The organism is Streptomyces sp. NPDC111606, assembly GCF_055656945.1.
On record NZ_JBVKBY010000018.1, the window covers coordinates 33,431 to 51,420 of the forward strand.

The 17,990-nt window shown below is 68.9% G+C and carries 17 protein-coding genes and 4 pseudogenes; 11 read left to right on the forward strand and 10 right to left on the reverse strand.

The features are described 5' to 3' along the window. Nucleotides 1-74 precede the first annotated feature (74 nt). Together ACZ7M7_RS41425 and ACZ7M7_RS41430 are read right to left on the reverse strand one after the other, a co-directional pair. A complete protein-coding gene (locus ACZ7M7_RS41425) occupies nucleotides 75-1,376 on the reverse strand; it encodes an amino acid permease (RefSeq protein WP_472126494.1) in 1,302 nt (433 codons plus the stop codon). Nucleotides 1,377-1,616: 240 nt separating this feature from the next. Continuing rightward, complete coding sequence (locus tag ACZ7M7_RS41430; RefSeq protein WP_472126379.1) at nucleotides 1,617-2,801, reverse strand: trans-sulfuration enzyme family protein; 1,185 nt, start codon at nucleotides 2,799-2,801, stop codon at nucleotides 1,617-1,619. A gap of 153 nt (nucleotides 2,802-2,954) precedes the next feature. Between ACZ7M7_RS41430 and ACZ7M7_RS41435 the strand changes: the two genes are divergently transcribed. Further along, complete coding sequence (locus ACZ7M7_RS41435) at nucleotides 2,955-3,398, forward strand: Lrp/AsnC family transcriptional regulator (protein WP_472126382.1); 444 nt, start codon at nucleotides 2,955-2,957, stop codon at nucleotides 3,396-3,398. 18 nt (nucleotides 3,399-3,416) lie between these two features. Here the strand turns inward: ACZ7M7_RS41435 and ACZ7M7_RS41440 are convergent, their stop codons facing one another. Then, the gene (locus ACZ7M7_RS41440; RefSeq protein ID WP_472126385.1) at nucleotides 3,417-4,259 is read right to left on the reverse strand and encodes a PhzF family phenazine biosynthesis protein; all 843 of its coding nucleotides are present in this window, start codon (nucleotides 4,257-4,259) and stop codon (nucleotides 3,417-3,419) included. Nucleotides 4,260-4,354: 95 nt separating this feature from the next. Beyond that, a complete protein-coding gene (locus ACZ7M7_RS41445) occupies nucleotides 4,355-5,974 on the reverse strand; it encodes an amidohydrolase (protein ID WP_472126388.1) in 1,620 nt (539 codons plus the stop codon). 145 nt (nucleotides 5,975-6,119) lie between these two features. Between ACZ7M7_RS41445 and ACZ7M7_RS41450 the strand changes: the two genes are divergently transcribed. Further along, the gene (locus tag ACZ7M7_RS41450; protein ID WP_472126392.1) at nucleotides 6,120-7,088 is read left to right on the forward strand and encodes an Lrp/AsnC family transcriptional regulator; all 969 of its coding nucleotides are present in this window, start codon (nucleotides 6,120-6,122) and stop codon (nucleotides 7,086-7,088) included. Between the two features lie 17 nt (nucleotides 7,089-7,105). Here the strand turns inward: ACZ7M7_RS41450 and ACZ7M7_RS41455 are convergent. Both ACZ7M7_RS41455 and ACZ7M7_RS41460 read right to left on the reverse strand, forming a co-directional pair. Further along, nucleotides 7,106-7,474 (reverse strand): annotated as a pseudogene (locus ACZ7M7_RS41455) (helix-turn-helix domain-containing protein); the annotation flags it as partial. A 17-nt stretch (nucleotides 7,475-7,491) separates the two neighbouring features. Further along, on the reverse strand, nucleotides 7,492-7,863 hold the full coding sequence (locus ACZ7M7_RS41460) for a VOC family protein (protein ID WP_472126395.1): 372 nt from the start codon (nucleotides 7,861-7,863) through the stop codon (nucleotides 7,492-7,494). Nucleotides 7,864-8,358: 495 nt separating this feature from the next. On the opposite strand from ACZ7M7_RS41460, the gene ACZ7M7_RS41465 reads away from it, so the two are divergent. The 4 genes and pseudogenes from ACZ7M7_RS41465 (at nucleotide 8,359) to ACZ7M7_RS41480 (ending at nucleotide 12,033) form a co-directional block, all read left to right on the forward strand. Then, nucleotides 8,359-9,159: a sigma-70 family RNA polymerase sigma factor gene (locus ACZ7M7_RS41465; protein ID WP_472126497.1), complete on the forward strand. Its 801-nt coding sequence runs from the start codon at nucleotides 8,359-8,361 to the stop codon at nucleotides 9,157-9,159. Continuing rightward, complete coding sequence (locus ACZ7M7_RS41470) at nucleotides 9,156-10,295, forward strand: hypothetical protein (protein WP_472126398.1); 1,140 nt, start codon at nucleotides 9,156-9,158, stop codon at nucleotides 10,293-10,295. Before ACZ7M7_RS41465 ends, ACZ7M7_RS41470 begins: the two co-directional genes overlap by 4 nt. Nucleotides 10,296-10,427: 132 nt before the next feature. Beyond that, on the forward strand, nucleotides 10,428-10,988 hold the full coding sequence (locus ACZ7M7_RS41475) for a hypothetical protein (RefSeq protein ID WP_472126401.1): 561 nt from the start codon (nucleotides 10,428-10,430) through the stop codon (nucleotides 10,986-10,988). 276 nt (nucleotides 10,989-11,264) lie between these two features. Beyond that, a pseudogene (locus ACZ7M7_RS41480) lies at nucleotides 11,265-12,033 on the forward strand (DeoR/GlpR family DNA-binding transcription regulator). A 29-nt stretch (nucleotides 12,034-12,062) separates the two neighbouring features. Here the strand turns inward: ACZ7M7_RS41480 and ACZ7M7_RS41485 are convergent. The 3 genes and pseudogenes from ACZ7M7_RS41485 to ACZ7M7_RS41495 form a co-directional block, all read right to left on the reverse strand. Beyond that, nucleotides 12,063-12,206: pseudogene (locus tag ACZ7M7_RS41485) on the reverse strand (IS5/IS1182 family transposase); the annotation flags it as partial. Between the two features lie 101 nt (nucleotides 12,207-12,307). Continuing rightward, complete coding sequence (locus ACZ7M7_RS41490) at nucleotides 12,308-12,598, reverse strand: Atu4866 domain-containing protein (protein WP_472126404.1); 291 nt, start codon at nucleotides 12,596-12,598, stop codon at nucleotides 12,308-12,310. A gap of 369 nt (nucleotides 12,599-12,967) precedes the next feature. After that, a complete protein-coding gene (locus ACZ7M7_RS41495) occupies nucleotides 12,968-13,597 on the reverse strand; it encodes a winged helix-turn-helix transcriptional regulator (RefSeq protein WP_472126407.1) in 630 nt (209 codons plus the stop codon). Nucleotides 13,598-13,678: 81 nt separating this feature from the next. Here ACZ7M7_RS41495 and ACZ7M7_RS41500 point away from each other — a divergent pair, with 81 nt between their 5' ends. From ACZ7M7_RS41500 to ACZ7M7_RS41510, 3 genes are read left to right on the forward strand one after another with little or no spacing between them, the layout of a single operon-like run. Continuing rightward, nucleotides 13,679-14,431 carry an MBL fold metallo-hydrolase gene (locus tag ACZ7M7_RS41500; protein WP_383611574.1) on the forward strand — a complete coding sequence of 251 codons (753 nt, stop codon included), beginning with the start codon at nucleotides 13,679-13,681 and terminating at the stop codon, nucleotides 14,429-14,431. A gap of 23 nt (nucleotides 14,432-14,454) precedes the next feature. Continuing rightward, nucleotides 14,455-15,099 (forward strand): NAD(P)-dependent oxidoreductase, encoded by a 645-nt coding sequence (locus ACZ7M7_RS41505; protein ID WP_037796701.1) that lies wholly within the window; start codon nucleotides 14,455-14,457, stop codon nucleotides 15,097-15,099. Between the two features lie 3 nt (nucleotides 15,100-15,102). Next, nucleotides 15,103-16,368, forward strand: coding sequence for a multidrug effflux MFS transporter (locus ACZ7M7_RS41510; protein WP_472126411.1), 1,266 nt, complete (start codon nucleotides 15,103-15,105; stop codon nucleotides 16,366-16,368). A 6-nt stretch (nucleotides 16,369-16,374) separates the two neighbouring features. Here ACZ7M7_RS41510 and ACZ7M7_RS41515 read toward each other — a convergent pair whose 3' ends face one another. Continuing rightward, nucleotides 16,375-17,148: a transposase family protein gene (locus ACZ7M7_RS41515; RefSeq protein WP_472126414.1), complete on the reverse strand. Its 774-nt coding sequence runs from the start codon at nucleotides 17,146-17,148 to the stop codon at nucleotides 16,375-16,377. Nucleotides 17,149-17,420: 272 nt separating this feature from the next. On the opposite strand from ACZ7M7_RS41515, the gene ACZ7M7_RS41520 reads away from it, so the two are divergent. Beyond that, nucleotides 17,421-17,648, forward strand: coding sequence for a hypothetical protein (locus ACZ7M7_RS41520; protein WP_472126417.1), 228 nt, complete (start codon nucleotides 17,421-17,423; stop codon nucleotides 17,646-17,648). Between the two features lie 21 nt (nucleotides 17,649-17,669). Beyond that, nucleotides 17,670-17,972 (forward strand): annotated as a pseudogene (locus ACZ7M7_RS41525) (IS5 family transposase); the annotation flags it as partial. Nucleotides 17,973-17,990: the final 18 nt, after the last annotated feature.

Below are 17,990 nucleotides of genomic sequence, written 5' to 3' on the forward strand. Positions count from 1 at the left end.
CCTTCACGGACGCTTTCGGATAGTTCAAGATCATGTTGGGGTGGTCTCGGCGGGTCCGCTCGAGGCCGCGCAGATCAGGTGCGGGCTTTCTGCCGCAGGTAGCCGATGAGAGAGAGGGCAAGTGCCAGGCCGCCGGTGAAGTACAGCTGCACGCGGGTGTCGGGTTGGCGGGCCATGAGGGCCAGGATCGCCAGCACTCCCGCAAGTGCCACCCACGTCAGGGCGGGGAAGGCCCACATCTTCACGACCAGCTTCTCGGGCGCCTCGCGCTCCAGCCGGCGGCGCATCCGCAGCTGGGCGGCGGCGATGAAGCCCCACACCACCAGCACGGCCGCGCCGACCATGTTCAGCAGCCAGGTGAAAACCGTCTCCGGCCACCAGTAGCTCAGCAGTACCGCGATGAAGCCGAAGGCGGAGGAGGCGATCACCGCGTGTCGCGGCACTCCGCCGGAGACCTTGTCGAGGGCTTTCGGGCCCTGTCCGCGGGCGGTGAGCGAGTAGGCCATGCGGGAGGAGCCGTAGATGTTGGCGTTCATCGCGGACAGCAGAGCCACCAGCACGATCACGTTCATGATCTGGCCGGCGGCAGGGATGTCGAGGTGGTCGAGGACCGCCACGTACGGGCCGCTGGTGGTGACGGCGGGGTCGCTCCACGGGATCAGGGTGACGATGACCAGCATGGATCCGATGTAGAAGACGGCGATCCGCCACATCGCGGTGCGCACGGCCATGGCGACTCCGCGGACCGGGTGTTCGGACTCGGCGGCGGCGATGGTGACCGTCTCCAGGCCGCCGTAGGCGAAGACCGAGGTGAGCAGCCCGACGACCAGGCCGTTCGTGCCGTGCGGCAGGAAGCCACCCTCGCCGGCGAGGTTCGCCGTGCCCGGGGCATCGGTGCCCGGCAACAGACCGAGGATGGCGAGAGCGCCGAGCACGAGGAAGAGGGAGATCGCGGCGACCTTCAGTGCCGCGAACCAGAACTCGAATTCACCGAAGTTGCCCACTGCCGCGAGGTTCGTGCCGCAGAACGCGGCCATGAACAGCAGGACCCACACCCAGGACGAGGTCTGCGGGAACCAGCCGGTCATGATGGACGCGGCGCCGATCGCCTCGGCGGCGACACCCACGCACAGCAGTGCCCAGAACATCCAGCCGGCGGTGAAGCCCGCCCACGGCCCAATCGCCCGCTCGGCATGCACCGAGAACGAGCCGAAGGCCGGGTTCGCTGCCGACATCTCGCCGAGCATGCGCATCACCAGCATGACGAGCACGCCAGACAGTGCGTAGGCGACGACGATCGACGGTCCGGCGGCCGCGATACCGGCGCCGGAGCCGACGAACAGGCCCGCGCCGATGACACCACCGAGGGCGATCATCGACAGGTGACGCTGCTTGAGCCCCCGAGAGAGCGGGGTGCCGCTGCGGGGCGAATCGTCGGTGGTTGCGTGAGCGGGTGTGAGGTCGGCGAGGCGATGCTTTGGCGGGTTGGGCATGGAGGTGCACCTCTTCATTGAGCTGCTGGGCGCAGGGGCCTGTGGTGTCGAGAACCGCGCCGGTCACCTGTGCACACCCATGGAAGGCGTCGCCGCACTGTGTGACCGCGCTCTCCGGGTGGTTCAGGCGCTTGCCGTCGTGGTGTGTACGGCGTCGGCGGCGGCGAGCGCGTCGGCAACCAGGTCGGCGGTGTCCTCGGTGCCCGCGGCCAGCCGGACCAGGCCCGGCGGAACCGACTCGGCGATCTGTTCCTCGCTGAGCATCCCGCGCCACATGGACGCCGGGTGCACGGCCAGGGATTCCACGCCGCCCAGGCTGGCCGAGCGGCGGGAGTAGCGCAGTTTGCCGAGGAACGCGTCGGCCATCTTGAAGCCGCCGGTGAACTCGATGCCGAGCACCCCGCCGAAGCCGCTCATCTGATCGGCGGCCAGCTTGTGCTGAGGGTGGGAGGGCAGGCCGGGATAGTGCACCTTGGCCACGGCCGGATGCTCCTGCAGCGCCTCCGCGAGGGCCAGGCCGTTGGCGTTGTGCCGTGGCACGCGCAGCGGCAGGGTGCGCATGCCGCGCAGCAGCAGCCAGGCGTCGATGGGGCCGAGGGTGGCGCCGGTGAGCAGGCCCACGTCCCAGATCCGGTCCAGGAGTTCGGCGGGTCCGGCGATCACTCCGGCGGAGACGTCGGAGTGGCCGTTGAGGTACTTGGTCGCGCTGTGCCAGACCAGGTCGATGCCGAGGTCCGCCGGCCGCTGGTTCAGCGGGGTGGCGAACGTGTTGTCCGCCATGGTCAGCACGCCGTGGGCGCGGGCCAGGTCTGCGACGGCACGCAGGTCGGTGAGCTGCAGCAGCGGGTTGCTCGGCGACTCCACCAGGATCAGACGGGTGTTGGGGGTCAGAGCCTTCGCGAATGCCTCAGGGTCGGTCTGGTCGACCTGGGTGGTGGATACGCCGAGGCGCGGGAGCAGGTTCATGAGGACCGAGCCGGTGCCGCCGTAGGTGGACTTCTGCCCGATGACGTGGTCGCCAGCGGTGACCAGGGCCAGCACGGCGGTGGTGAGCGCGGCCATCCCGGAGGCGGTGACCATGGCGGCCTCGGTGCCCTCCAGCTCGGCGACGACGGCTGCGACCTGGGCGTGGTTGGGGTTGCCGAAGCGGGTGTAGAAGTCCTTGCCGCGCGGTTCGACGGCGCCGCGTGCGAACGTCTCGCCGTCCTCGGCCCAGAATGTCGCCGTCTGGTAGATGGGCGGTGCCACGGCGCGGGTGGGGTGGATCTCGCGATCGGCGTGGACGGTGATGGTGCTGTTGCCCGGCATGGCTGCCCTCCGTGGACGGTTGGGGGTAACGCCATGAAGCGTGGGCGAGAGCCGCCCAGAATTGAACCGATCGCAGCAATTTTGGCAGCAAATTGCGCTCACTAAGGGCGCACGATTGTGGTACATGGCAGGCGAGCGCAATAATCTGCCACCATGGATGAGGTGGATCGGTCGATTCTGGCTGTGCTCGAAGAGAACGGTCGGATCAGCAACAACGAGCTGGCCGCCCGGGTCGGGCTGTCACCGTCACCGTGTCTGCGGCGGGTGCGTCAGCTGGAGGAGGCCGGGGTTATCCGCGGTTACCGGGCGCTGATCGATCCCGCCGCGGTCGGCCGCAGCCTGCGCGTGTTCGCCGGGGTCCGGCTGATGCGGCACACCCGCGCGGACGTGGTCGCGTTCGAGCGCGGGATCACCCAGTTGCCCGAGGTGGTCGCCTGCCACCACATCACCGGCAACTTCGACTACCTGCTCCAGGTCGAGGTCGCCGACCTGCCGGCCTACGAGGACTTCCACGCCAACCAGCTGGCCGCCCTGCCCGGCGTGGCCACGGTGACCAGCTACGTCACCATGAAGACGCTCTCCGCCGACCCCACATGACGGTCGTGGCCTTGCTGGTCACAGCGTGATGGTGCCGTGGATACAGATGGCGGCGGCGCCGCTGACCCAGACCGTGCCGTCCGTATCGGCGGTGACCTCGATCCTCGCGGCCCGCCCCACCTTCGCGCCCTGGGAGACCCGGTAGGCGGAGGGGGCGGCGCCGGTGGAGGTGAGCCACTGCCCGACGGCGGCGTTCATGCTGCCGCACGCGGGGTCTTCGGGCACACCGGCGCCCGGGGCGAACGTACGTATCTCGAAGGCGTACTCGGATCCCTCGGGCCAGGCGCCGATCGCGCCGACCATCGCGTCCGGGATCAGGGTCAGATCGGGTTCGAGGGCGAGGACCTGCTCGGCGGTGGCCAGCTGGAGCACGGCCCAGCCGGGCCCGTTGTCGACCCACTGATGAGCCACGACCTGCTCCCGCGTGATGCCGAACGCGGCCACGATCTGCTTGAGATAGTCGTCGTCGAGTTCGCCGGCACGAATGCGGGGCGGGGCGGCGAAGGACAAGGTGTCTTCGCCGCGGCGCACGGTGACCAGGCCGGCGGCGCACTCCTGCACGAGGTGCTCGGCGTGCTGAGGGGTGCCGCCGCAGTCCAGCCACGCGCGGGCGGAGCCGAGGGTGGGGTGCCCGGCGAACGGCAGCTCGCCTCCGGGGGTGAAGATCCGCAGCCGGTAGTCCGCCTCGGGGACGGTGGGCGGCAGGACGAACGTGGTCTCGGACAGATTCGTCCAGCGCGCCAGCTGCTGCATCTGTTCATCGCTCAGGTCCGTCCCGTCCAGGACGACCGCGACCGGATTGCCGGAGTAGGGGCTCGTGGAGAACACGTCGACCTGCACGAACGAACGGGTACGCGGCATGGTCATCGACACCTTTCAGCAGCGGCCGCCAAGAGGTCCATCTGAACGGCCGCTTGCGACACCAGGACAGAGCCAGTTACTCCTGAGTGGACTGATTACCGCGTGCCGTTCGGGGTGACCAGGAGGCCGCCGACGAAGGTGTGCGTGGGGATGAGGTCGCGCAGGGCGTCGCCGGGGCAGTGGGCGGGGTCCTGGTCCCAGACGGTGAGGTCGGCGAGGCGGCCAGGGGTGAGGGTGCCGCGAAGGTGTTCCTCGCCGGTCAGGCGGGCGGCGCCCGCGGTGTGCAGGGTGAGGGCTTCGTCGTAGGTGATGGCGTGCTCGGGGCCCTTGATCCCGATGACGGTCTGTCGGGTGGTCATGCCCCAGATGGAGCGCATCGCGCCGAACTGGCCGACGGGGAAGTCGGATCCGGCGCTGACCTCGGCGCCCAGGTCGATCCAGCCGCGCGCGGGGAACAGCCGGGCGACGCGTTCGGGGCCCCAGAAGCCCTCCTCGACCTCGGCGGTGTCGTGCAGCAGCGGCTGCTGGATGGTGACCGGGATGCCCAACGCGACGGCACGTGCCTGCTGTTCGGGACCGGCCAGGCCGCCGTGCTCCATCACCAGCGTGTCGGCGGGCAGACCGGGGTTGCGTGCAAGGACGCGCTCGTATACGTCCAGGAGGGTGCGCACCGCGCGGTCGCCGTAGGCGTGGGTGCCGACCCGCCAGCCGCGTCGGACCACGGCCTCGACGACCTCGACGAGCGCGTCCGGCTCCCAGATCAGCATCCCGGAGAAGGCGTGGTCGCAGGCGTACGGCTCCTCGGTGGCCCCGGCCTCCAGGCCGCCGTCGAGGCCGAACTTCACCCCCCACACCGACAGCCACGGGTCGGAGTTGCCACGCCACTCCTCCATGACGTCGAGCAGGTCCTCCACCTGCGCGGGACTGGTCAGTCCGAGGGCCGAGATCAGCGCTCGCACCCGGGTGCTGAGCGCCCCCGCCTCGCGGGCGGCCAGCAGCACCGCGTAGTCCTCGGGGGTGACCGCGCAGTCGCGTACGGTCCCGATGCCCGTGGCGGCGTAGTCGCGTGTGGCCAGGCGTAGTCCGTCGATGCGCTCGGCCCGGTCCGGGGCCGGGACCAGGTGCTCCACCAGGTGGAGCGCGTTGTCGATCAGCCTGCCGTCGAGCCTGCCGTCGGCGCCGCGGCCGATGGTGCCGCCCGGTGGCACGGGGGTGTCCTCGGTGATGCCCGCCAGACGCAGCGCATAGTGGTTGACGACGTCGTTGTGGCCGCCGCGCTTGACGAGGACCGGGTGCCGGTCGGTGGCCTGGTCGAGTTCGGCCGCGGTGGGCATGCGGCGCTCGGCCAGATTGAGTTCCTGCCAGTTGGTGGTGGTGCGGATCCACTCGCCCTCGCGGGTGACGGCGGCCCGCTGCCGGATCAGGTCGAGGAACTCGGGGATGTTGCGGGCCTGGTGCACGGGGACGTCGTGGGCGCCGAGCGCCGCGAAGATCAGGTGGGTGTGGGTATCGTCGAAGGCGGGCAGCACGGTGGCACCGGGCAGGTCATGGACCTGCGTATCCGCGCTCACCAGGTGGTCGAGGCTGTGCGGGTCGGCGGACACGGCGGCGATGCGGTCGCCGCGCACGGCCACTGCCCGCTGCACCGCCTGACCGGGCACCAGGGTGTGCACCGCGCCGGCGCGGATCAGCAGGTCGGCTCCATGATCAGTCATCGTCTTCTCCCTCATCTCGAAGGTGCCGGATCCCGGACGAGCTGTCCGGCGACGAGACCGTTGTAGGCGGAGTGCGCGGATTCACCGCCAAGCTGAAGGCTGCTGAGCGGAAAGTACGCCACTGTCCGGGCCTATCATGCGGATCATGCGACAGGTGCTCGATGAATCCGATCGGCGGATCGCGGCCGCCCTGGTCGCCTCGCCGCGTGCCTCCTGGCGTGAGGTGGCTCGCTGTCTGGGGCTGTCCGAGCGCACCGTCGTACGCCGTGTCGCCCTGCTCTACGCCGACGGCACCCTGCGCGCGACCGTCGTCCGCAACCCGGCCCGCTTCCCGGACCTGATCCCCATCGCCCTGCGCATCCGCTGCCGCCCCAACAAGATCCGTCAGGTCGCCCAGGCGCTGGCCCGACGCACCGACACTGTCTGGGTCGACATCCTCGGCGGCGGCGACGAGATCTCGACGATCTTCTTCCTGGAAGGAGCGGAGGCCCGCAACAACCTGCTGCTGCGCGACCTGCCCGCCACCGACGCCGTCGGCACCTGGACCGCCCACACCCTGCTACGAGTCTTCCCCACCGCCTTCCGCTGGACCGCTGGCCTCCTCTCACCCGCAGAACTGGCCGAACTCGCCCCCGACCTCGCGCCACCGACGACGTCGGCACCGCCGTACGCGCCTCTCGACGTCGACACCGCGCTGATCGCCGGGCTGACTGAGGACGGCCGGGCCACCTACACGGACCTGGCCCGCCGCGCCGGCACCACCGCGCTCACCGCCCGCCGACGGCTCGAAGCGCTCATGAAGAGCCAGGTACTGCGCCTGGCCACCGAGCTCGATCTCGCACTGCTCGGCGCCAAGACCGAGGCATTGCTGTGGATCTCGGTACGGCCGGGTGCGCTGCAGGAGACCGCGAAGGCCCTGAGCGCCCATCCGCACGTCCGGTTCTGCGCCGCCACCACCGGGCCCGCCAACCTGGTCGTCGCGGTCGCCGCCACAAACCTCGACGCCCTGTACACCTTCCTCACCGACGCCGTCGGCCCTGCGGAAGCAGTCACCGCCATCGACACCACCCCGCTGCTGGCAACCGTCAAACGCACGGGCCTGACCCGACACTGACGAAGGGAATGTCGTCCGAGGAAGTCTGCCAGCTTGGTCAGACTCCAGGTGGAGAACGGCAGGCCGTGCTCGGCAGGCTTGGACTTCGCGATCTTCTTGATCTCGCGGCGCTCGGACAGCGTGAAGGTCTTCGGCCGCCCACCCTTGTACTTCGGATACAGGGAGTCGAAGCCGTCGGCGTTGAAGTTGTGGATCACATCCCGGACCCGGTCGGCGCTGGTGAAAGTGACATCGGCGATCTTCGTCACCGCCACGCCCTGCGCGGACGGCAGTACCATCTGCGCCCGACGCCAGGTCACCACTGACCCGGTACCTCTGCGGATGATTCGCAGCAGCCGCCGTCCCTCGTCGCCGTCGATCTCCCGCACCCGCAGACGCTCCGCCATCCGAGCCCTCGTGTCCGTCAACTGTGACTGGTGTCGATGACGCGGAAGCGGTTGCCCTCGGGATCGGCGAGCACGACGAAGTCGGCATCGTCCGGATAAGAGTCCCAGTCGACGCGTTCAGCGCCCAGGGAAATCAGTCGCGCCACTTCGGCTTCTTGATCAGCGGCGTCGCCGGCATAGAGGTCGAGGTGGATCCTCGGGTGTTCCTGCACGGGCGTCGTGCTGAGGTCGAGCGCAAGTGCGGCACCCAAGCCGTCGGCTGGCACCAGCACCGCCCAGTCGTCCTTCATCTCACCATCGCGAGGGACGTAGCCAAGTGCCTGACTCCAGAACTCCGCGGCCCGCCGCACATCAGCGGCCCCCATCACGATGGTTCCGATGCTCAGCATCCGCCGGTTCTGGCAGACACCGACAGACCCGCGGCGCGAGCCACGTCACCAACTACGAGGCCAACGTTGCCTGATGCGGCACTAGCTCTGCGGACGGCGCATACTCCAGAGTCGGCCGCACGAGCCGCGATCTCCGCCCAGCGAAGGCACGTTCACTCAGGGGCGCCCCACAGCCTGCTGAAAAAGGGAGGCCGGGTGAGGTCACGTCCGGCCTGCCCTGACGGCACTCCCTAGTGACGACTTCTACTGAACGGCGAACGGAGCGCAGGGCGATGCCGGAGTATGCGATCGCGGCAGGGATCACGGCAGTGGGGTACCTGGCGGTCGTGCTACGCACCTGGATCCACACAAGGGGGCTGGTTCAACTGGAGAAGGCCCGCGGATCCTTTCGCCGAGATGTGGTGCGTGAACTTCCTCAGGGCAGCCGCTTCATCGACCAGGCAGACCATCTGACCATTGAAGTGGGCCAGCAAACCGGACACCGAGGAGACCGGCGTGGTCTGGGGAAATAACTGGGCAGCCCGCGCGGCATGCCGCAGTGCCGATCACCCGTTAGGGATGTTCGCCCACGAGACAGCACGAGCCAGACACACGACTATCTGCGCAGACTGTGTAGTGCGAACCGCATGTCTTGCCGACGCTCTGGACAATGAGGTCGAGTACGGCGTCTGGGGAGGCTTGACCCCGCAGGAGCGCCGCGCTCTCGTGCGAAGACGCCCGGGCGTCACCTCCTGGCGCCACCTTCTTGAGGGCACGACAGACGCCGGGGACACAGGGGCGCTGGAACAGCAGCGACGCCTGCCATGGCTGCAACCGCAGGAGGAAGCAGCTTTCACCGACGTCTTCCGGGCCCGGTTCGTGCCCCTCGTGGCTTTCCTGATCAAGGCAGGCGGGTCACGGCACGATGCAGAGGACGCCGTGCAGGCCGCGTGTGTTGAACTGGCGAAAACCTGGCATCGTGTCGACCATCCAGGACCGTGGCTGCGCACCACAGCCTTCCGGATGTGGCTGAAGTCCGTGCACCACATCCGTCCCGACGAGCTGACCGACCAGGTCCCGGAACGTGCGGCAGACGATCACAGCGATGACGTGGCCGAGAAGATAGCCGTGGTGCAGCTTCTTCGACGTCTTCCGCTCCTGCAGCGTACGGTGATGGCGTTCGAAATCGACGGGTGCACGCCGTCCGAGACAGCCCAAGCGCTCGGTGTGCCGGCCGTCAACGTACGCCAGAACCTGCGGCGGGCACGTGCGAACCTGCAGCGTTTGCTGACCGAAGGCGTGGGAGGTGTGGAGTGAAGCCCAACCGGCCCCGCGATTCCCGCCTTCAAGGACGTCTGCAGGAAGGGTCAGCCGAGCTGAACGCCGCCCTGGCGCGATCCACTGACCTTGAGGAGAAGCTGTCGGCTGCACTGGAAGCCGCTGCACCGGACGCGCAGGACCAGGCCGCGGTCGAGGCCATGTTGCGAACCGGCGAAGCAGAGCTCCGCCGCACGCTCGCAGGCTTGACCGACGTCGAGCAGAAGTTGACGGACACGCTGCACAACGCAGACCAGGACGCGACATCCCCGCGGGTCGGCCAAGGCGTTGAGGCAAGGCCCGGCGTCGAGTTGGCTTCGGCCATCGCCGACGCGCGCAGGAAAGCACTGCGCGACGGAGACTCGCACATCGACACGGCCCATCTGCTGCACGCCCTGCTGGAGATCGCTCCCGACGTGCGCGCAGTCTTCGACGACCCCGCGCAGCTCGCACGGTTGCTTGGGCACCTCGTGCAGCGCAGCATCGGCTACGGCTTGCGCTGGCAGAACACGGCCGAAGACGTAGCCAATGCCCCCACAGTCGCCGAAACCGCGGGCTTGTCGCCCGCAGCAGCAAGCGCAATGAACGACGCCTGCGAACGCGCCGGCCGACGGGGCGAAGAATGGGCGCGCGGTCTCGATCTGCTCGTCGCGATCTTCGAGGTTCCTGGTGCGCGAGCAGTGGAGATCCTGCAGCGCGCAGGTGTTGATGTGGGCGCGCTGTCGTCGCGGACCGAGAGCACCAAGCAACCTGCGGCAAACAACGAGGCAGAGTTCGTAGTGGCGGCACTGGCCGCGGGCGTTTCGGCCAGGCTCACGGACAGCTCGACCAGCGCGTTGGCAGACGCACACGCCAATCTGCGTGAGGCCATTCGACGACACCTCGCCGCCCACGGCCAGAGCGGCGAGCGGATCTTGGAGGCGAGCGAGACCGCGTCCGCAGGATGGCAGACACGTCTGCGTGATCTGCTGTCAGCTTCCCGGACCGAGGCGGCGACAGACCTCCTGGCCGCCGCACAGTTCCTGCTCCGGCAGCTGGACCAGAGCAGCGGGCACGCAGGGACACACCTGGAGTTCCGGCAGACCAGAGATGCGATGGCCAGCGACCGTCACACCCTGCCCAACACGTTCAAGTGAGAACCCAGCCACACCACACGAACCCTCGCCACCCGCCACCAACTGCTGAAAGTTCGACCGGCCCACGTGCACTCAGGAACCGCCCACCGGGCTCGAAGAGTCAAGATTCCGCTCGAATTTAGGGCGAGCAGCATGCACGTCCCCGGACGGTCCTGGATAGTACGGATCACCGGCCACAGCGACCGTTCCGCCACAGTCACCTGCACCACCACGGCCTGCCGGATGCCGGCCCGCTCCAAGAACCTCAGCGCTCTGCGTGCGTTCGCCGCCCAGCACGCCGCCGCCCACGCCAAAGCCGCTACCGTCCGCCCCTACGCCTGCTGCCACTGCGGCGCCCAGAGCTGCGCCGCCCACCCCGACAGCAAGACACACTGCGCAGGTTCCATCCTGCTCGTCCTGCGCCACGATCTCACCGTGGGCCGGGTATGGAGTGTGGAAGAGGTCTGCGAGACCTGCGCCTCCCAGACAGTGAATGTCACCATCCTCGCCCGCGCCGCCCGGCCCACTCACGCCGCACCCGAGCGCCCCATCCAGCCCGCCGTCCAAGAGGCACAGGCCGCCCGTCCGGCCGTCCCGGGCGGGTTCTCCTCAACCACCGCTGCCCCGTCAGACGATGCGGCCGCACCCGTACGCCGCCAGCGTCCCAGAAGGCGACACACCCCGCGGAGCCGCCCGAGACGTCAGGAACGCTGAGCACGGTACCCCGGCCCTGTTCAAACCAGCCGCCAGGCAGAAGGGCCCCTGGCGCAAACAGGAAGCAAGCCGAGCCCGGGACCCTGCGGGAGCGTGCACGGCCGTGGCGGGATCGCACGTGTCCGTATGGCGCTGCGAGTGGGGCTTCAGCGAAGCCATACGTCCCTGTCCGTTCTCAAACGGTTCGAGCCGGCTGCTGTAGCGACACGAGGAGTCGTCAACTGCTGCTTCAAGACTGCAGGTTGGGCTGAATGCCAGCGTGTAGTGTCCCGTTGCGTGCTGGCCGAACGACGACACCAACTCATCTTGCAAGCCCTGCGCTCGGGCGGCGCAGCGTCCGTGGCTGACCTCGCCGAGCAGCTTCATGCCAGCGCGGCGACCATCCGTCGCGACCTCCTCAAACTGGAGGGAGACGGGTTGCTTACCCGGGTGCATGGCGGAGCGGTCGTCGAGGAGGACCAGCCGCCCTTCGACGAGGCCGCCGCGGTTCAGGTAACAGAGAAGGACGCGATTGCCGCGCAGGCGGCCACCATGATCGAGGACGGCCAGTCGGTCATTCTCGACAGCGGAACGACAGTGCACCGGCTGGCGCTTCAGCTGCGTGGGCGCCGACTCACAGTGATCACCAACAACCTTGCGGTCTACGACGAACTCATCGACGGCGAGAACATCGACGTGATGCTGCTCGGGGGCGTGGTCATCCGCGAGTCACGCATGTTGGACGGCTTCATGGCCGAGGACAACCTCCGCCAAGTCCATGCAGACTGGCTGTTCATGGGGGCCTGCGGCCTTCCCCGGAGGCCAGGTCATGGACACCACCGTGGCAGAGGTGCCCGCCAGGCGCGCCATGATTGCCGCCAGCGACAATGTGGTCCTTCTGGCCGACAAGAGCAAGATCCCGGGAACCGGCATGGTGAAGATCTGCGATCCGGAGGACCTGGATGCGCTCATCACCAACGCATCGGAAGACAACGCGACCTGTACAGCCCTGCGTGAGGTCGGCGTGAGGGTGATACCGACGGCTCTGGGCACAGTTGGGGGCTAACTCAGCAGCTCGTGCTGGCACATGGATGTGGCCCTGCGTTCCCATCGGATTCGCAGACGTCGGAAGCCGTGCAGCCATGCAAAGCTCCCTTCGATCGCCCAACGGTAAGTGCCGTGCCGGGTCCCGCGGCGAGCGATCGCGGGCACGATGCCACGGTCTCGGACCTGACCCCGCTAGACATCGCCGGCAGATGTCGAAGCCGCCCGTAGGGCGAGAAGTCGCCGTGGCGGGTCCGCCCGGGGTGGCGGGGCGGTCACCTGCGCGCGATTCCCGTTCACGGTCGGCTTTCCTGCCGGGCTCGCTTGTCACCCTCGCGGTAGAGGACGAGGTGTTCGTGGTAGAGCACTCCGTCGCGGATGTCGCCGGTGGCGGTGAAGCCGGTGTCGTCGACGTAGTCGAGGTGGTTGCCGGTGACGGTGTAGCTGCCGGTGTAGGCGCTCTGTCGGTTGCCGCGGGCTTCGTCGTAGCGGCCGTTCGGCAGCAGTTCCTGGCGGATGAATCCGTCTGCGGTCACCCACATCCCGACATACGGGTGAGGGGCGGGGGAAGAGTTGTTCGTGGTCATGTCTCCACGGTCCAATTTTCGGAGTGGGGCAGCCAGGCCGCACTCCACCCAGGTGAGGCAGTCCTGGGAGTCAGACACCTACCTGCCGCGCGGGGCCGTTTCCGATGGAGCGGCGTGCTGCCGCTCCCGCAGGAGCACGCTTGGCCGGTTGGCGGGGCAGGGTCTCTTCACCGGTGAGCGGCGCGGGCCTCCTCGGCCCGGGCCAGGCCTGTCGGCTGGGCGACCAGGTGATCGTTCACAGCTTTGGCCGGGGTCGCAGCTGACGATTTCATCATCGGTGGGGCTGCCCCTGCAAGAGGGCAGCCCCTTTTTGAGACCGGCGCAGACTCGGTAGAGCTTGAGGTCGCAGTCTCGCGAGCGGCCGGTCGTTCAGCGGGGCAGGATGCGCATTACTGCCTCGTGTTCGCCGCTGAGTCGCAGGCCTTGCTGTACTGCGGCGCTCAGATCGAGGTCGCCGAGCAGGGTGGCGGCCAGCAGGTGCGGCGGTCCGGTCAGGGACGCGGTGGGGTGGTCGACCCGGCCGGCGTGGGTGTGCACCGAGCCGTCCTTGACTTCGATGACCAGGTCTTCGTTGCCGTCGGCGTGCAGTTGCAGGGCGATTGCCGGCTGGTCGGGGCGGTGGTCGGTCAGTGCCCGGGCGGGCATGTCCAGCCAGTGGGTGCGGAAGGTGTCGCTGCCGGCCGGCTCACGCAACAGCGGAATTCCCCATCGGCTCAGTTCCTGCAGCACCGGCTCCAGCGCGCGGCCACGCTCGGTGAGGGAGAACAGGGTGGTGGCCACCGGCGGCGGGGCGGCCTCGCGGTGGATCAGGCCGGCTTCCTCGAGTTCGCGGAGCCGGTCGACCAGCAGGTTGCTGGCGATCCCGGGCAGCCCGTTGCGCAGGTCGGTGTGCCGGCAAGGACCCAGGGCGAGCAGTTCGCGGATGATCAGCAGGGTCCATCGGTCGCCGATGGTGTCCAGTGCTTTCGCGATGCCGCAGTACTGCCCGTAGGTGCGCATGCCACCACCCTACATCGTGGTGTTGAGATTCAAAACTCTCTTGTTGACTTTCTCAACAACGCCGGTCTAGCGTCGCTGCCCATGACCCCCACCCTTTCCGTGCGTCGGCTGGCCTGGGCCGGCGTCGAGATCCGTCTCGGCGATACCCGCCTGCTGATCGACCCGCTCGAGAACGTCGCTCCGCTGGCGCCGGTGATGGGGCCGCCGCACCGGCCGGTCGACCCGGTCGATACCCCGCCCGGCACCCACGCCCTCATCACCCACCTGCACCCCGACCACTACGACCACGACCTGATCGCCCGGATCGCGGCCACCGGCACGATCGGCTGCCACACCCCGAGCGCGGCCGGGCTGCGCGAGGCGGGCATCACCCCCGTTGCCCAGGACCTGGGCCAGTCACGGCGCATCGGAAAGCTGACCGTCACCCCGGTGACCTCGCTGGACTGGCGCGGCAACGACTGTGACCAGGTCGCCTGGGTCGTCGAAGGCACCGGTCGGCGGGTCATCCACTGTGGCGACACCCAGTGGCACGGCAGCTGGTGGCAGATCGCCCGCGACCACGGCCCGTTCGACGTCGCGTTCGTCCCGGTCAACGGCGTCATCGCCCACTTCGAGGGCTACGCGGCCAACGTCCCGGCGACCATGACCCCCGAGCAGGGCGTCGAGGCCGCCGTCGCACTCGGCGCCGACACCGTCTGCGCCATGCACTACGGCCTGTTCCACAACCCGCCGTTCTACACCGAACAACCCGACATCGAGCAGCGCTTCCAGCACGCCGCCGACGAGCGGGGCATCACCGCGGCCATCATCGCCGACGGCCAGCCCGTCCTCTGACTATCAGAAACAAGGAACAACACATGAAAATCGTCCTGTTCGGTGCCAGCGGCAACATCGGTCGGCCCACCACCGAGGAACTACTGCGGCGCGGCCACACCGTCACCGCGGTCACCCGAGCCGGCCACGTCGACGGCCTCGAGCACAAGGCCCTGACCGTGACCACCGGTGACGTCACCGACCCCGCGGCGGTCGCCGGCCTCGCCGCCTCCCACGACGCCGTGCTCTCGGCCGTCGGCCCCCGGATCGGCCAGGAAAGCGACCGCGCCACGATCGTCGGTGCCGCCCGTGCGCTGATCGACGGACTTCGCCGAGCCGGCGTCACCCGCCTGGTCACCATCGGCGGTGCCGGTAGTCTGCGCACGCCGACCGGCGCCCGGGTCATGGACGACCCGGACTTCCCCGCGCTGTGGAAGGCCAACGCCGAGGCCCAGTCCGAAGCGCTCGACCTCTACCGCGGCGTGCACGACCTCGACTGGACGTACGTGTCGCCCGCCGCGGTCATCGGAGCGGGCGAGCGGACCGGGGCCTACCGCAGCGCCGGGGACACCCTGCTCACCGACGACGACGGCAACAGCCGCATCTCGTACGCCGACTACGCGATCGCCTTGGCCGACACGATCGAGAGCGGCACCGCGATCCGCCGCCGCATCACCGTGGCGTACTGAGCCATGAGCAACGACGCCGCCGGCCGGCAAACCCGATTCATCGTCCTGCTCGCAGCGCTCGTGGCCCTGGGACCCCTGTCCATCGACGGCTACCTGCCCGGACTGCCGGACCTCGCCGGCGACCTGCGCGCCAGCGCCGCGGCCACCCAGCTCACCATCACCGCCTGCCTGGCCGGGCTGGCCATCGGGCAGCTCATCGCCGGGCCGCTGAGTGACACCTACGGCCGGCGGCGTCCGTTGCTGGCCGGCCTCGCCCTCTACACGATCGCCAGCGCGCTCTGCGCGGTGGCGCCCGACGTCCGGACCTTCGTCGGCCTACGCCTGGTCCAGGGCATCGGCGGGGCGTTCGGCATCGTCATCGCCAACGCCATGGTCCGCGACCGCACCTCCGGAACCCGCACCGCACGTCTCTTCTCCGCACTGACCTTGATCACCGGCCTGGCGCCGGTGTTCGCGCCGGTCCTCGGCGGCCAGCTACTGCGCGTCACGGCCTGGCCGGGGATCTTCGTGAGCCTGGCCGTACTCGGCGCCGTGATGCTGGCGGCCTCCGCCGCAGGACTGCCGGAGACCCGGTCCTCCGCGTCACGCCAGCCGCTGCTGGCTGTCGTCGGGCAGCTGCTCAGCGACCGGGTCTTCACCGGGTACGTCCTGGCCAACGGCCTGGTCTTCGCGGCGATGTTCGCCTACATCTCCGGCTCGCCGTTCGTCCTGCAGGAAATCCACGGCCTGTCACCGCAGCAGTACAGCGCCGTGTTCGCCGTCAACGCCGCCGGACTCATTGCGGCCGCCCAGATCAGCGGCCGGCTGGTGGCCCGGGCCGGCGCCCGCGTGCTGGTGCTCGCCGGTCTGCTGGGCGCGACAGCCGGTGGCACCACGGTCCTGGGCGCGGTGCTGACACGGGCACCCCTGCCCGCGCTCCTGATCGGCCTGTTCGTCCTGGTCTCCAGCGTGGGCCTCGTCATGCCGAACGCCGCGGCCCAGGCCCTGGCCGACCACGGCGGACACGCCGGGTCGGCCGCCGCTCTGCTCGGCTTCAGCCAGTTCATGATCGGCGGGGCACTTGCTCCGCTGGCCGGCGCGGGTGGCGCCACCGACGCCTTGCCGATGGGAATCATCGTCGCCGTGCTGCCGGCGCTCGCTCTGCTCACACTCGGCGTCCTCACCCGGTCGATGCCCGGTGAGCGCACTCGCAGGCCGGCTCGCCAAGGACCTGCCGGGCACCGGCGACCGCGCCGGCACATCGATCGCAGACGAGCCGGCAACCAGTGAGCCGTTTCATCCTTCGTAACGCGGTGACTCGACGTGGTGCAGGACGAGGATGGCCTGCACGATTGCGGTGACTCGGCGCGGGCAGCAGCGCAGCTCGACCAGGATTCTCCAGGTTTTGAGGGTAGCGATGGCCCGTTCGCCGCGAGCGCGGATCTTCGCGTGGGCGCGGTTGACGGCCTTCTGCCGCCGGGACAGCTTGGGCCTGAAGCGACGTCGTTTGAACGGCGTGCGGACGCTTCCGCGGGCGCCTTGGTACCCCTTGTCGGCGAAGGTCATCACCTTCTCGCTGGTCAGCGCGTCGATGATGCCGTGGGCCCGGGCGGCGTGCGCCGAGCCGGGTAGTGCCGGTGACGCCCAGACGAGCCCGCCGGCGGCGTCCGCGATGACCTGCACGTTCACGCCGTGCCGTTTGTGTTTGCCGGAGTAGTACGGCTTCTGGTCGGCGACCCGGTCGATCGAGATCAGCGTGCCGTCCAGGATCGCGTACGCCAGCTGCCGGATGCGCCGCATGGCGGTGTCCAGGCCGTCGGCGGCTGCGCTGAGTAGGGAGATGGCTTCCTGAACGTAGCGCCAGGCGGTGGCGACGCCGATCTGGAAGCCGGCCGCGAGGCGGGTGTAGGTGTCACCGTTGCGCAGGTGGGCCAGGGCGAGCAGGGCTTGGCGACCGGGCTCGAGGCGCCGCCAGCGGGACCGGCGCTGCTGGCGGTGGCCGCGGATGCGGTCGGCGAGGTGGTTCAGGGTCCGGCTGGACAACGGAATCGTGGCGGGGTAGGACAGCATGGCGAGGCTCCCGATCGGGGCTTCGAGTCTTGGTCGACAGCTGTCCTATCTGGAGCCTCGCACCCCTCGATCATCGGGTCCGCCACATCACCCTGAGCTGCAACATCAGCTTGGAAAAGGCTCAATGATCTCTGCGAAGCTTTGTTGTCCGAGGCCGAAGGGGGGGCATGGGGATTGAGCTGGAACTGCACTCGGGGCGACCCACGCGAAAGGGTTCATCCCGGGACACCTTGCTGCGGGGCTCTTACGGGCACGGTGAGGCGTTGGCGAGTGTGCTGAGCACCCTCGACCGGCACGGCTCGGGCAAGCTCGGCTGGGTGGATCCGTACGGCGACACGCTGTTCAACGAACAGGAAGCTCAAGTCGCCCGCCAGGAAGTCACCGCCCTGACACAGGGGTGTACTGACGACCAGCAGAAAGCAGCTCTGCTCGACCTTGCCGAGCTTCTTGAAGCGTGTGCGGCGACGCCGGGCAGCTACTTGTGGTTCATGGGTGACTAGCCATACCTGATCATTGATCTTGTGGTTGGCCGGGGTGAATTGACGGATGCGGCGTGGGAGCGGATAGGCCCACTGCTGCCGCGTGGCGATGGTCGTGGCCGGCCGTGGCGGGATCACCGCCAGGTGGTGAACGGCGTGCTCTGGCGGTTGCGGACCGGGGCACCCTGGCGTGATCTGCCCGAGCGCTATGGTCCCTGGCAGACCGTCCACGAACGCTTCGCCCGCTGGGAGACGGACGGAACCTGGGCAAGGCTGCTGGAGTACGTGCAGGTCAAAGACGATGCGGTGGGCACGGTGGAGTGGACCGTGTCGGTGGACTCCACTACATCTCACGAGGTGTCC

What these genes read in the sequence shown, in the direction of transcription:
- ACZ7M7_RS41510 (WP_472126411.1), top strand. Translation starts at nt 15,103, where the DNA reads ATGAGCAACGACGCCGCCGGCCGGCAAACCCGATTCATCGTCCTGCTC.
- ACZ7M7_RS41475 (WP_472126401.1), top strand. Translation starts at nt 10,428, where the DNA reads ATGCACGTCCCCGGACGGTCCTGGATAGTACGGATCACCGGCCACAGC.
- ACZ7M7_RS41505 (WP_037796701.1), top strand. Translation starts at nt 14,455, where the DNA reads ATGAAAATCGTCCTGTTCGGTGCCAGCGGCAACATCGGTCGGCCCACC.
- ACZ7M7_RS41440 (WP_472126385.1), bottom strand. Translation starts at nt 4,259, where the DNA reads ATGCCGCGTACCCGTTCGTTCGTGCAGGTCGACGTGTTCTCCACGAGC.
- ACZ7M7_RS41500 (WP_383611574.1), top strand. Translation starts at nt 13,679, where the DNA reads ATGACCCCCACCCTTTCCGTGCGTCGGCTGGCCTGGGCCGGCGTCGAG.
- ACZ7M7_RS41445 (WP_472126388.1), bottom strand. Translation starts at nt 5,974, where the DNA reads ATGACTGATCATGGAGCCGACCTGCTGATCCGCGCCGGCGCGGTGCAC.
- ACZ7M7_RS41460 (WP_472126395.1), bottom strand. Translation starts at nt 7,863, where the DNA reads ATGCTGAGCATCGGAACCATCGTGATGGGGGCCGCTGATGTGCGGCGG.
- ACZ7M7_RS41515 (WP_472126414.1), bottom strand. Translation starts at nt 17,148, where the DNA reads ATGCTGTCCTACCCCGCCACGATTCCGTTGTCCAGCCGGACCCTGAAC.
- ACZ7M7_RS41435 (WP_472126382.1), top strand. Translation starts at nt 2,955, where the DNA reads ATGGATGAGGTGGATCGGTCGATTCTGGCTGTGCTCGAAGAGAACGGT.
- ACZ7M7_RS41430 (WP_472126379.1), bottom strand. Translation starts at nt 2,801, where the DNA reads ATGCCGGGCAACAGCACCATCACCGTCCACGCCGATCGCGAGATCCAC.
- ACZ7M7_RS41450 (WP_472126392.1), top strand. Translation starts at nt 6,120, where the DNA reads ATGCGACAGGTGCTCGATGAATCCGATCGGCGGATCGCGGCCGCCCTG.
- ACZ7M7_RS41490 (WP_472126404.1), bottom strand. Translation starts at nt 12,598, where the DNA reads ATGACCACGAACAACTCTTCCCCCGCCCCTCACCCGTATGTCGGGATG.
- ACZ7M7_RS41495 (WP_472126407.1), bottom strand. Translation starts at nt 13,597, where the DNA reads ATGCGCACCTACGGGCAGTACTGCGGCATCGCGAAAGCACTGGACACC.
- ACZ7M7_RS41425 (WP_472126494.1), bottom strand. Translation starts at nt 1,376, where the DNA reads ATGATCGCCCTCGGTGGTGTCATCGGCGCGGGCCTGTTCGTCGGCTCC.